Source organism: Streptomyces sp. YS415 (assembly GCF_023544665.1).
Taxonomy (GTDB): domain Bacteria; phylum Actinomycetota; class Actinomycetes; order Streptomycetales; family Streptomycetaceae; genus Streptomyces.
In genome coordinates this window covers 1-12,527 of record NZ_JAMJFL010000065.1, presented here as the reverse complement: position 1 = coordinate 12,527, position 12,527 = coordinate 1, and the positions used below count along the sequence as shown (strand labels likewise).

Annotated in this window: 11 protein-coding genes and 2 pseudogenes; 6 read left to right on the top strand and 7 right to left on the bottom strand. The window is 68.3% G+C overall.

Going from position 1 to position 12,527, the window contains the following annotated elements:
- On the top strand, window positions 1-349 hold a 349-nt coding region (locus M8H82_RS36065; RefSeq protein ID WP_250079938.1), incomplete at its 5' end, for a transposase.
- A gap of 33 nt (window positions 350-382) precedes the next feature.
- Complete coding sequence (locus M8H82_RS36060) at window positions 383-880, top strand: hemerythrin domain-containing protein (protein ID WP_250079936.1); 498 nt, start codon at window positions 383-385, stop codon at window positions 878-880.
- Between the two features lie 41 nt (window positions 881-921).
- On the opposite strand, the gene M8H82_RS36055 is transcribed toward M8H82_RS36060, so the two are convergent.
- Both M8H82_RS36055 and M8H82_RS36050 read right to left on the bottom strand, forming a co-directional pair.
- The gene (locus M8H82_RS36055; protein WP_250079934.1) at window positions 922-1,374 is read right to left on the bottom strand and encodes a hypothetical protein; all 453 of its coding nucleotides are present in this window, start codon (window positions 1,372-1,374) and stop codon (window positions 922-924) included.
- 49 nt (window positions 1,375-1,423) lie between these two features.
- A pseudogene (locus M8H82_RS36050) lies at window positions 1,424-1,665 on the bottom strand (DUF6411 family protein).
- A gap of 174 nt (window positions 1,666-1,839) precedes the next feature.
- On the opposite strand from M8H82_RS36050, the gene M8H82_RS36045 reads away from it, so the two are divergent.
- From M8H82_RS36045 to M8H82_RS36035, 3 genes are all read left to right on the top strand, one after another.
- The gene (locus M8H82_RS36045; protein ID WP_250079933.1) at window positions 1,840-3,063 is read left to right on the top strand and encodes a phosphatidylserine/phosphatidylglycerophosphate/cardiolipin synthase family protein; all 1,224 of its coding nucleotides are present in this window, start codon (window positions 1,840-1,842) and stop codon (window positions 3,061-3,063) included.
- The gene (locus M8H82_RS36040; RefSeq protein WP_308293308.1) at window positions 2,972-3,406 is read left to right on the top strand and encodes a hypothetical protein; all 435 of its coding nucleotides are present in this window, start codon (window positions 2,972-2,974) and stop codon (window positions 3,404-3,406) included. The genes M8H82_RS36045 and M8H82_RS36040 overlap by 92 nt, the downstream gene beginning before the upstream one ends.
- Before the next feature lie 812 nt (window positions 3,407-4,218).
- Window positions 4,219-4,374: a hypothetical protein gene (locus M8H82_RS36035; protein ID WP_250079931.1), complete on the top strand. Its 156-nt coding sequence runs from the start codon at window positions 4,219-4,221 to the stop codon at window positions 4,372-4,374.
- A 46-nt stretch (window positions 4,375-4,420) separates the two neighbouring features.
- On the opposite strand, the pseudogene M8H82_RS36875 reads toward M8H82_RS36035, so the two are convergent.
- Window positions 4,421-4,543: pseudogene (locus M8H82_RS36875) on the bottom strand (IS5/IS1182 family transposase); the annotation flags it as partial.
- 1,601 nt (window positions 4,544-6,144) lie between these two features.
- On the opposite strand from M8H82_RS36875, the gene M8H82_RS36025 reads away from it, so the two are divergent.
- Window positions 6,145-6,798 carry a hypothetical protein gene (locus M8H82_RS36025; RefSeq protein ID WP_250079929.1) on the top strand — a complete coding sequence of 218 codons (654 nt, stop codon included), beginning with the start codon at window positions 6,145-6,147 and terminating at the stop codon, window positions 6,796-6,798.
- A 498-nt stretch (window positions 6,799-7,296) separates the two neighbouring features.
- Here the strand turns inward: M8H82_RS36025 and M8H82_RS36020 are convergent, their stop codons facing one another.
- The 4 genes from M8H82_RS36020 to M8H82_RS36005 form a co-directional block, all read right to left on the bottom strand.
- Window positions 7,297-8,505: a helix-turn-helix domain-containing protein gene (locus M8H82_RS36020; RefSeq protein WP_250079927.1), complete on the bottom strand. Its 1,209-nt coding sequence runs from the start codon at window positions 8,503-8,505 to the stop codon at window positions 7,297-7,299.
- 210 nt (window positions 8,506-8,715) lie between these two features.
- Complete coding sequence (locus M8H82_RS36015; RefSeq protein ID WP_250079926.1) at window positions 8,716-9,654, bottom strand: hypothetical protein; 939 nt, start codon at window positions 9,652-9,654, stop codon at window positions 8,716-8,718.
- Window positions 9,655-9,696: 42 nt separating this feature from the next.
- On the bottom strand, window positions 9,697-11,289 hold the full coding sequence (locus M8H82_RS36010; protein ID WP_250079923.1) for a DUF6801 domain-containing protein: 1,593 nt from the start codon (window positions 11,287-11,289) through the stop codon (window positions 9,697-9,699).
- Window positions 11,290-11,378: 89 nt separating this feature from the next.
- A complete protein-coding gene (locus M8H82_RS36005) occupies window positions 11,379-12,011 on the bottom strand; it encodes a hypothetical protein (RefSeq protein WP_250079921.1) in 633 nt (210 codons plus the stop codon).
- Window positions 12,012-12,527 lie beyond the last annotated feature (516 nt).

Below are 12,527 nucleotides of genomic sequence, written 5' to 3'. Positions count from 1 at the left end.
GCCCGTCGGCCGCCCTCGCACCCGGCCGGACGCTGTCGCCGGGGACAAGGCCTACTCGTCCCGCGGCAACCGAGCCCACCTGCGTCAACGCGGCATCAAGGCGGTGATCCCGGAGAAGAAGGACCAGGCCGCCAACCGGAAGAAGAAGGGTTCCCGGGGCGGCCGGCCCGTCAGTCACGACGTTGCCCTCTACAAAGAGAGAAACACCGTCGAGCGCCTGATCAATAGGCTCAAGGCTTGGCGAGGCATTGCCACCCGATACGACAAGACCCCGGACAGCTACCTCGCCGGCCTCCAGCTACGAGCCTCGATGATCTGGCTCAAGGACCTCACCCGGGCCATGAATTGATCACGACTCGATACGCGCCCTAGGAGAGCCCCTGTGCCGTCCACCGATGTCGTCGAGCTCATCCTCCAGGACCACCGCCGTATGGAAGATCTCTTCCGTACCATGCGCAGTGTCGAAGCCGACCGTGTCACCGCGCTGCAGGAGTTCGCGCACCTGCTCATCGCGCACGCCTCGGCCGAGGAGGACGAGGTCTACCCCGCCCTGCGACGCTACAAGAACGTCGACGGCGAAGACGTCGACCACAGCGTCCACGAGCACCACGAAGCCAACGAAGCCCTGCTGGCACTGCTGGAGGTGGCAGACACCGCTTCCGAAGAGTGGGAGGAGAAACTGGAAGACCTCGTCACGGCGGTCAATCACCACGCGGACGAGGAGGAGCGCACCCTCCTCAATGATGCCCGGGTGAATGTCAGCGACGACCGCCGCGCCGAGCTGGGGCGCCTGTTCACGAAGGCCCGGGCCCGGTATTTGGAGTCCGGCTGCGGCAGCGTCGAGAACGTGCGCAAACTGGTGGCCGCTGTCAACGGCTGACCCCGGCCTGGCCCTGGATCACCCCGCGCGGCCAGCCACAGTCAGTGATCCGTGACGTCCGTTGTGCCGGCAGCCGCAGCAGGGGTCCCCAGGGACCAGCCGGAGACGTCGCAGACCCTTCCGCGCCACAAGGGCGCTGTGACGTCGCCGGGCACGGACAGGAACGTGACATCCAGCAGGTGGATGAACGCATGCAGACCGCCGGCCGCAGCCGTCTCCGTATGCTCCATGGACGCCTGCACGGTATGAGCCAACTGCGCCATGTGATCACTGCGGTCCTCAGTTCCGGTGGCCGCCGACACGACGCGGCGCCACCGGTCGGCCCAGCTGCTGGTACTGACGAGATGGCCCGCGATCATCCCGCCCGGCGTGGTCAGACACATGGCCACGCCGGCTCCGGGCTGTGCCTCGACGAGACGAAGCAGGATCTCAAGGTGGGTGTCGACCGCCGGGTGGGCAGAAGCAGGTGTGCCGGTGGAAGCAAAGTCGTTCATGAAGGCCTTTCAGTGGACACGGCGAAGTCGTCAGAGGCAGCCGATGGGGTCAGAATGGCATGCGGTCTCGGGCGCGGGGGCCGGCGGAACCGCTGCGCCCGCCGCCTTGGAGCTGCTGCCCAAAGGCTTGCTGAAGATCCGTCCCAGGATTTTGGGGGCTTTGCCGCCGGCGCGTGATCCGGGTCCCAGTGTGCGTTGGGTGCCGCGTTCGGGATGCCGGGACAGACGGGGGACGACGAAGGCGAGAACAGCCAGAACAGCACAGGCGGCGACGATGCCGACAACCATCATGGCGGGCTCCCTGGGATGAGGCGTGTTGGCCGCCTGCCCCGACAGCCACCGCACATGCGTCCAGGCCCCGATCCGTTCTCGCCCTGGGTACAGTCGGCTCGCCGATCAGCCCGTGCCGGACCGGGCTCCGCGGCCTGAAGGTTTGGCTCGTCGCGTTCCGGCCACGGGATGCCCATGACCAGTACACAAGAACTGCCCGAGCTGACACCGCACCCCACCGAAGCACCAGGTGAACCCACCGCCGAGGACCGTGTCGCGCGGATACGACGGCGTCTGGAGCGGCTGATCGGCATCGCGGCGACTGAGGGCAACAAGCTCACCGTCCTGCGCAACGGGGACGAGATCTTCGCCGCGATGCTGGCCGCGATCCGGTCCGCCGAGCACACGGTCGACATGATGACCTTCGTGTACTGGAAGGGGGACATCGCCCGTGAGTTCGCCGAGGCCCTCGCCGAGCGTGCCAGTGCCGGGCTTCGGGTGCGGCTGCTGCTGGATGGGTTCGGCAGCCGGCTGATCGAGACCGAGCAGCTTGAGGCAATGGAGCGGGCCGGGGTACAGGTGGCGTGGTTCCGCAAGCCGCTCTACCTCTCCCCGCTGAAGCAGAACCACCGCTGCCACCGCAAGGTCCTCGTCGCCGATGAGGAGACCGCTTTCACCGGTGGGGTGGGGATCGCCGAGGAGTGGTGCGGAAACGCCCGCAACCCTGACGAGTGGCGCGACACCCACGTCGAGGTCCGCGGGCCGGCGGTGGACGGCATCGCCGCGGCGTTCGCGCAGAACTGGGCCGAATGCCACGAGGAACTCTTCGACGCCAAAGACCGGTTCATCGAGCACCGCCCGCAGGGTGACGCCATCGTGCAGGTGGTGCGCGGCTCGGCCAGTTTCGGCTGGCAGGACATGCAGACCCTCATCCGCGTCATGGTGGAGTCGGCCGAGGAACGCTTCCGCCTGGCCACCGCCTATTTCGCCCCGGACGCGTACTTCATCGAGCTGCTGTGCGCCGCCGCGCGGCGCGGGGTCGAGGTGGAGATCGTGCTGCCAGGCCCGCACACCGACAAGCGGGTCTGCCAGCTCGCCGGGCAGCACTTCTACGAGGACCTGACTGCGTGCGGGGTGAAGATCTACCAATACCAGCCGACGATGATGCACGCCAAAGTCATCACCGTCGACCGCGTCGCCGCCCTGATCGGCTCGACCAACTTCAACCGCCGCTCCCTCGACCACGACGAGGAGGTCATGCTCGCCGTTCTGGACCCGGAGTTCACCGCGACGCTGGACGACCACTTCGACGCTGACGTGGCGGCCAGTGAACGGATCCGGGCGGGCCGGTGGAAGAGACGCTCCCTCGTGCAGCGGGCCCGGGAAGTGGCCGTTCAGCCCATCCGCCGGTTCCTATGACCTGCCGCCCGCCCCCTCCAGGCGGCACCTGCTGCGCCGCCGACAGCAGGCGGTCCGTGCGCTCACCCTCACCCTGACACTCGCCGGCAACACCAGCTGGACCAGCTCCCGCTGTCTGACCGAGCCGTCCGCACACGACGACGACCTGCGCCTGCTCGTCTACCAGCTGATGGACGCCGCCTGCCTGCAACGCTTCCGCCTGACCGCCCTCGCCCTCAAGGGCGAGGACCTCATCGACGCCGACCAGGTCGCCCAACAGATCAGCCTCGACGACGCCCGCGAAGCACACCTGGTTGCCGAAACAGCCATCGACCGCATCCGAGGTGCCGGGACGAGGGTGTGACCACCAGGGCCATCCCACCGCCTCGGGACCACGCTGGCTCGACGTGTGCTGGCCACACGCCCGCGCGCTGACCCGTCCGTCTACGGGTGCGCCGGAAAGTTCGGTAAGCCCAGAACGGTCACGCCAGGAGCTAGGCGCTATCGCGGGCTTCATCGCGCAGCTCAATGACCGTGAACACGAGGCAGCCGCCTCCCGGCGCGTGCTGATCGGCAGGCAAAGCAACAGCACGCGCTACCTGGGCAGTGGATTACGCACTCGATGCCGGAAGCTCTCCTGGCGTGTCTGGAGGTCGAACGACGCTTGAGAGCGGATCCGGAGCCCCGACGCTTGAACGCGTGCGGAAGCCAGTCACCTCGCTGCGCGAGCGGCGTTGGCGCGACACCCTTCGGCGGAGTGGACTTCGCCTTGAAGGCAGGGCGGCACTCTACGGACGAGTGGAACCAGGCTGACGCGCGCGTCCCGTGGGTCACAGAGGAGGATGCCCGACTTGCGCCCTGTGCCTGATGCACCCGCCCTTGGACCTGAGGGACTTGCCCGCAGGCGCCGCTGTCCAGCGTCTCCGTCGCCAACGTCCAAACCGTCCGGGGGTGGAGGGGGGTCTTTCCGGAGCGGAGAGCGGTCGAGGAGGTGGCCTCCTGAAAGAAGGTTCGAGGGGATGTGCGTGAACGCTGCGTTGCCGGGCACAAGGGCTACCGCACCGAGGTTCTGGCATTCGGAGCCGGCCGGGATCTACCAACTATGGGACGAGCTCAGGCCCTGGTGAAGCTTATGCGCAAACGCGCCTGAGCCGGACTTGACGATGGGATTTTGCAATGATCATTCTTGGCCTGATTCTGCTGATCATCGGCCTGCTCGTCGGTATGGGTCTGCTGACGACGATCGGTGGCATCCTCATTCTGGTTGGCGCCATCCTGTGGGTTCTGGGTGCAACCGGTCGCGCGGTCGGTGGACGCAAGCATTTCTTCTAAAGTCAGGGTGCCTCACCAACTCTCTGCGACTAGGGACTGAGCCTTTTCAGCGTTGCCGCTCCAGGGTGAAGACTGCGGCGGCGATCGTGGTGAGGCGGGTTGGGCTGCAGCGGGCGCGTCGCAAGAGCCGCCAGGACTTCAGGCGGGCGACTCCGCGTTCGACGGGTGCCCCTGGCTGCGGACAGAGCCCGGTTGGCCGTCCGCTCGGTGGTGACACGTTCGCCGTTGGGTGGGCGGCGCTTCCGGGAGGGGGCGGCCCAGACGCCTGCCCCGATGTAGGCCATGACCGCGAGGATCGAGATGCCCTGGTGCTCACAGATCGGAATGATCTGTGGGTGCGGGTGGCCGTGAGGTCTTGTGGTTCTCGCCGGCCCGGAAGGCCGGCGAGAACCACAAGACCTCGCTGTTTTTTACCTGGGCCGAGGAGCACGACGACCGCTACTACCGGCACGGCGTGCCGACACAGCCGCTTTTGGTGTCTGAACCGCCTGCGGCACTGGCTGCTGCCGTGGTGCTTGTAGAGGTCGACTTTCCCTTCGACCAGGCAGAGCGAATCGACCTGGGGTACCCCGGTGGGCGGGAGGTCATCTCGGCCTCGGCACCAACCCCTGCAGGTGCTGCCAACGACACCCGGTCGGGCAGGATCCGCCCACCGTAGGAGAGCTCGGCGCCGCGTAGCCTTTCCGGGCCCCCCGCGACGCCCGCTCCCACTACACCGAAGCCTTCGCCAGCACCCGCCAAGCCGACGACCCCGGCCTCGCAGCACATGCTGGCCCCCGTACCCGCCTCGAACCAGACCGGGCAACCCGCGGGCCTGGTACGAGATCGGCGTCGACGGCCCGGACCGGCGCCTCCGTCGCTACCCTGAGACGGCCGGGCGCTGGAGGAACAGAGCAGGTCCGCCGGAGAGGCGACGCTCTCAATGTAGGGGGCGCCGTTCTATGGGTGACCAGGGCTCGCCTGCTGTGGAGCCTACCCGGCCACGAAGTCGCGCAGTTCCCGTACTGCGCCTCGTGATGGTGCTGAGCGGGGATCGCCTCATACAGGTCCAGGGCGCGGCGGCGGACCAGGCCGGTGCGGTAGCCGCCGAGCAGCGCGGTCAGGGCGTCGACCGTACGGCGCCATGCCTGCTCTGTGTCACCTGTGGTGGGAGCAAGCCGCATCGATGTCCATCAGAGTGCGAGTCATCGTGCTGATCAGTGCGGACAGTTCCAGTGGTCACGGCCTTCGGAGCGCCGTAGTTGAGCGGGACCGTCGCCGGCCTTGCCGAGCAGGCCCGCCGCGCTGCCGGTAACCGGCCGACTGCCGCCGCGGTGCTGGGGGCCGCCGTCGCCACCCATACCTACCCCTCAACCACCAAAACGAGCGGGCCCGCACCGCGCTCGCCGCCGCCCTCTTGGACCGAACTCCCAGAGAGCGAGCGGTTGACACGTGGCTGACGTACGGCGAGCAGAAACACCACGTCCACCTCAGCCACGTCTTCACCACCCTCAAAGAACCCGACGCGCTGAGCAGAGCCAGCAACGAGCGCCGGGCGTGGCTGCACTGGTCGAGGGCACGGTGAGGGCCTGCTTGAGCGCTCCCTCGACAAACTCGGCGTACGCAACCGGTGGAGGCTGCCATCGCCACCTACGAGGTGGGGCTGATGGGGCGCGGCGGCAGGCCGATCTGCCAGTTCTCCTGGCTATGTTCGTCGGCGATGAACGGCATGTCCGTCCGCTCTGGTTCGACTACGGTGGTGGAGCTCTCACACGTGAACGAAGGACGCATATGGCTCGCCCCTACGACCCCGGACCGAAACAGTTCGTCTTCGCTGTCGGTGACGGAAACGACCAACAGGTCTCCGTGAGTGATCCTCAGGAAGCCTACGTGGCATTCTCTGCGTTCTTCCGTGGTCGAGATTCTGACACCTACACCATCAATGATGAACTGTCGGGGCAGAGTTTGGTACTCATGCCCGGGCAAGGTGTGATCACCCGGATCAAGGATGGGGACCCGCCTCGGTCGGAGTACCTCCGGGTCGACAGGGCCAATCGCTACCTTCCGAGCGCGATGCTGTTCTTTGAGAACGGATACGCTGGCCTCCGCCACTTCGGCCAGTGGTTCTCCGACCGCGCCGACCTCGACGCGTCACCGGAGACTCGCGGGGCCGCCCGCGCCGCCACGATCACGACGGAAGCAGCGGCGATCAAAGAAGTCGCTCGGATCTGGGGAGATTCGGGCTGCGTGGACCCGAGCGACCAGTTCTATGTGTTCTTCGACTCGCATGGTGTCGACGACGACCGAGCCGAACGAGCTGAACTGCTCAGGTTGATCGAGTTCCTCGGTGTCGAACGGGTCGACGCCCCGGCCGAGGCCGCCGGGGGCGAAGTCTGGGTGCGTACCGACACACGCCTCGACGCTGAATTTGCACGGTGGTTGTGAACAGATGGTGCGGGATGGCCAGCATCCGCCTGGCGCCCTCCCGGACTATCTTCCTTCCAGGGCCGCGAGGGCATCGCCCGAGACGGCAAAGTCGGCCCCGAACACTTGGTAGCACCTCCGTACGCCGGGCGCCTGACCGGGGAAAGCGAGCTGTGCGACATCCCGTGGTGCGCCACGAGGCGCCGTGAAATCGATTGAGGATGAAGGAACCTCACCGCCGGTCGGTCGCAGCTGACCGGTGAAGGTGGGGGGCAGCCGAACCGCGGAAACGCGCACCACGGTGAGAGCAGCTCTGACAACGGACGGGACGGGGCGGCACTGGCAGACAACCCGGTCGGCTAGGAGCGAGGAGAAGGTGTACGGGAGGAGCGGCTGTCCGAAGCGCCGTGGGCCCGCCCGGCATCACATGCCACCGTCACCGGGCCCGCCAGGCAGCGGTGGCGGTGGCATGTGGGGACGGTTGGGTGCCGGCACTGGAACTCCGCCCTCCCTGCGCTCCTACGCGCCGGTGTCGCGGGAGAGCAGGTGCAGGGCACGCAGTGAGGCCTCCAGGGCGAAGCGGTGGTCGGGGTCGGCGAGTCGATCGCCGAGGAGGGAGTCCAGACTGCGCAGGCGGTAACGGACGGTCTGGGCGTGTACCCCCAGCAGCTTGCCGACCTGTTCCGCCGGCGCCCGTGTGGAGATGTGCACGCGCAGGGTGTTCACGAGCCGGTCGCGGCGGCTGGCCGATAGACCGTCGATCGGAGCCAGCTCCCCGGCCGCGATGTGGGACACGAGAGCTGGGTCCGACAGCAGCCACAGCGTCACCAGGTGGTCTTCGCAGCGGACCACGGGAGCATCGGCCACCACTCCCTCGTCGATCAGGTGGAGCACGCGGCGCGCCCAGCGGATGGAGTCGGCCGCCTGCGTCAGGGGCACGGTCAGTCCCACCACGGCGTGGGAGCCCGCCAGGGCGGCTTCGAGCATGGTCAGGCGTTCCGGGGTGAGGCTTCCGGGCACCAGCAGGTGCGGTTGCGGGACGTCCAGGTCGAAGAGGACGTCGTCGGCCAGCCCCGCCTCCAGGTGTTCGGGTACCGAGGGGCGCAGGGCGATCATGGTGACGTCGGTGGGCAGGTGCCAGGCGGCGGCCTCGCAGAGCCCGGTGAGCGTCTGGGGCAGCGGGGGAGCGGCGAGGATGAGGTGGAGCAGCCGTCTGCGCCGCGCCGGTACCTCGGAGAAGGCGCGCGACTGCACTTCGGCGTAGCCCTCGCGAGAGATCCGCTCCAGCTCCTCGACGTAGGCGAAGAGGGTGTCGGCGAAGGCGAGGATCAGGGTGGGGGAGAGCTGGTACTGCTGGCCCAGGGCCTTGGCGCGGCGCAGGGCGATGCGGGCGCCGAGCCGGTACGCCCCCTGGAGGGTGTCGAGTTCGCGGCCCTCGTAGGCTTCCACGCGGCCGAACTTGCGCAGCAGTTCGTCGCGGAGCGCCGCGTTCTTGCCGGGTTCGGCGACGCGGTCCACGAAGGCGTACAAGGCCTGCTCGACGCCCTGCCGGATGGCGGCGGCGTTGGGGCCGTTGAGCAGCCGCCCGTACACGGGGTAGGCCCTGGTGACCTCGGCGCCGATCTCCTTCATAAGACCGGGTAACTCGGGTCTCATGAAGGCGGCGAACTCTTTTGGAAGGGGTTCGAGCGGTTCACCGACTTCAGTCGGTCGCGTGGTTGAAGGCATGAGTGCCGTCCCTTGCTCTCCGGCCCACGGTGCACCGGTCGTGTGTCCCGGACTATCACGGGAGGGACACACGACCGGACGTGAGGTACGCGTGTCTTGGCAGTTGAAGCTAAGACAAGTTCGGTGGGACGTACACAGTTCGTGCACATTTCGCTGCCGTGGGGCGTGACAACGCTGCCGGGACGGCTGAGAATCGCCGTCGCGCGGCCATTAGTCGACGGCGGAGTGCCAGTTCTGCGCGAGGCGCTTGCCCGCGTCGGGGGCGAAGGTGCCGGGGGCGTTCAGGCCGGCGAGGTGGGTCTGGGTGTTGTTGAGCGTCAGGCTGTTGTTCCCGGCGGCGGAGGGCAGCCCCGTCTTGGCGTTGACCGCCGCGTCGATCAGGCCGAACAGGCCCAGGCCGCAGCCGCTGGCGCCGGGGACGGCGAAGGTGCTGTCGTTCTGTGTGGCCCCGGTGAGGTTGATGCGGCTCATCTCGCCGTCCTCGGCGACCGTTCCGTCACCGTGGAAGAACGACATGCCGAACTCGGGGAACTGCCGGTTCTCCGGGCGCAGCACGATGGGATGGGCCGCGGTGCCGATGTAGCACCTGCTGCCGAGGAACGGGTTCTCCAGGTGAATGCGGACCGGTATGGCCACGATCGGCTGGTCGGTGAGGATGCCGGCGGTCTGGTCGAAGGCGTAGGGGGCGCCGACCGACTCCACCGTGGCCGTGATCTTGTTGAGGGTGCTGTTGCTGAGCTGCTCGCAGATGGCAGTGATCGCGGGGACGTTGCTCGGGCACATCAGCCCCAGCAGTCCGCCGGGGACGGTCGCGGACTCGGCGACGAGGGCGCCGCCGGCAGGGGCCACCACTGAACTGGTGCCGTCGGAGTTCTGGACGACCCCGATCTGGAGGTTGGTCCGGCCTGTGGTCACGGTGGTCTTGCCCAGTTTGATGGAGCCGCTCGGCGAGGTGGACACCACGCACTGCGGGGTGCGGGCCAGGCCGTCGGCGGCCAGCATCGCCGGGGCGTCCACGGGACAGCGGGTGAAGGGCGCCCACTCGCCGTTCGGTACGGCCGCCGCCGCGGTGGCGGTGCCCATGGAGGCGAACGCGCCGAGGGCGGTGGCGGTGGTGGCGACTCTGGCGCCGAGGGAGAACCGCATCATGTGGCCTTCCGGGTCGGGGGAGGAAGAGGGGGCAGGAAAGGATCAGCGTTCGGCTACGGGGATTTTTTTGGGCTGGGCGTCCTCGGTGCACTCGTCCGGGTTGAGCACGTCGGCCGAGACGAAGCAGGCCTGCCCCTGGATCATCTTCACGTAGTTGCCGGGACCGGAGACCGAGGCCGTGAGCAGGCGGTCGAGGTTCTCGCCGCCGGCGGTGCCGCAGCCTGTGAAGGCCGGGATGCTGACCTCGCCGGTCAGCGGGCCGCCGGACAGCAGCAGGTAGCCGGTGGCAGTCTCGCCGGTGGTCTGTTCGCCCCGGCCGTGCAGGACCAGATGGTCACCGGGGTACTTCTCCGGCTCCGGGTCCGGGGAGGCGAGGGACGTCCTGGTCCGGCACGTGGTCCCCACGTCCAGCGGAGTGCCGTTGACCTTCAGGGACGTCACCCGGAGCACGACCGGGGCCCGGACGTAGGTGTCTGTGCTGGTGAACAGGAAGTTGGTGGTGCCGTGCGAGTCGATGGTGATCGGACCCGTCTGCTCCAGCATCATCGTCGCCGTGGTCGGGGTGAAGTCGAAGGTCAGGAAGGTCGCCTCGAAGGGCGGCGTCTGTTTGCGCTGCTGGTACCACAGGTCGGCGGTGGAGTGCTGGGTGATGGTGGCCCCGCTGAAGTCGGGGAAGAACTCGAACTGGGGCTCGCCCTGGGTGATGAGCGTGCAGAACGGCGGGATCAGCGCGGCGCCGTCGAGCTTGTTCACGTTGGCGTAGCCGGTGATGTATGCGTTCAGCGACATCGGCCCGGCCGGGTACTTCTGGTCGTACTTGCAGATCGGCGCCGGGTGGTCGCCGACGGCACCGCCCGGCGCGGGCTCCGCGACTTTCGGGGCGCGCTCGACCTGCCGGTCCGCCAGGTCCTCCTCCGGGACTTGTCCGGGCTGACCCGGCGTGCCGGAGGCGGGGGGTGCCCCGGACGGCGAGTCGCTCGGGGCCTGCGTGCCGCCGCCTTCCTCGTCGGTGCCGACCTGTACGCCGGCCAGCCGGCCCCCGTCCGGGGCGTCCTCTGCGAGCGCGCAGTCCACGGTCACCGCGCCGGGGTCGGTGGCGCCGCCGTCCGCGGTGGTCAGGGTCAGGTCCAGCGCGAAGTCGCCCGCGGTCATGGTCAGTTCGCCCGAGCCCTGTCCGGTCATGGAGGGGACGTCCCCCGTCGCGGTCAGCTTCAACGGGCCGGTCGCGGGCAGGGCCGTGGGCTGTGTGTCGCCGCGCCAGGTCGCTTCGGCGGTTGCCTCGCCCTGGGTGACGCCGACCACGAGCCGGGTCGCGGCCCGTACGTCGGCCGTACCCAACGCCGCGAGGTCCGCCACCGCCGGCTGCGGTAACTCGACGGTTGTGCTCACCTCCGCCGGTTCGATCGGCTCACCGGCCGCCACCCGCTCCGGGAGGCCCGCCGATACGCGTACCGTCGCGGACTGCTTCCCGGAGGGGAACAGGCACACGTATGGCAGCTCGGCGTCGATCTCCTGCGTACCGGCCGCCCCGGCCGCCATGGGCACAGTGGCGGCCAGCACGACGAACGCGGCGATCACCGCGCTCCGGGTGCGGCTGCGGGCCGTCCCTCGGAGGGCGGCGCGGGGGCCTGTCATCTGTCACTCCGCTCGGGTCGTTCCACGGTCCGGGTGGTCCGCGCGCCCGGCCGGGGTCACCGGCCGGGCGGCGGCGAGCCGTGCCCCGCTTACGGGTTGGTCCCGACGATCTTCGGGATGGTGCTGGTGCCCGCGACCTTGACCGCGTAGTTGCCCTTGAAGGTGGGCTTGGTGGCGGTGGTGACCACGGTGCCGCAGCCGGAGGCGGAGGTGACGGACAGGTCGCCGCTGACGCTGGCGACCGCGAGGATGCCGGTGGAGTTGGTGTAGGTGGCGGTGGCCTTGCCCTGCACGTTGAACACGCAGGCGCCGGCGGTCACCTTCGCCTTGACGTTGCCGATGTAGCCCTTGGTCACGCCGGTGGAGGCGGTGTAGTCCTGGGCGACGACGGTCCAGGGAGTGGTCGCGATGGTCGTGACGTTGCCCAGGACACTGGTGCACGGTGAGGTGCTGGTGCCGAAGTTGATGGCGTTGATGCTGGCCACCGTCGCGGGGTTGCCGGTCGCGCTGGCCATGGTGCCCGAGGCGCTGGACGTCGTACACGTCATCGGGATGTTGGCGGTCAGCACGATGTTTCCGCTGTTGGTCGCCGCGAAGTTGGCCGGTGACGGGGTGACCGTCCAGACCGTGGAGGGGACGGCCGAGGCGGGGGCGACGGCCATGCCGAAGGCGGCGGCGCCCGCGCCCGCCACAACGGCGATTCTTGTCAGAGGCTTCTTCATGAGGTGAGGGCTCCCTTGTGAATTGAGCGGCAGAGGGGGATCGCGCCCGTGACCGTGCGTGGGAGAACGGAGAACGGGCGGTCCGCGGCTCGTGAAATATCGACCGCAAGCCATGACGTTACTTGCGGGAAACTTAGGCGAACAATGGCGCCGACCATGATTCTTTGAAAAGGGGAAATCCCTGTTCCCCAGGTGAGCAGTCCGATGTCCGGCTTAGTCACGCGGCGCTAAGGGCGTCGTCGCCGCCGGAGTCCACATCGGGGCCGTGCGGGAGGGGTCGAAAACTTTCGAAGCCGCCATTCGGGCACGCATTGCTCACCGAGTCACAAGAAGAGGTCCGGTAGTTGTTGCCGCGCTGACAAAGTCGCGGTGGTCGAACCCGAATCCTTCGGGAAACTCGGATCCCTCTCTTGCCTCCTCAGGTTACTCGGCCGTAGCGTGCCGAATGCGGCGCTGATCTCCTGGTGGGTGCCCCCCCATGTCGAGGAGGCGCGACGGATGACTTCCGGCCTTGCC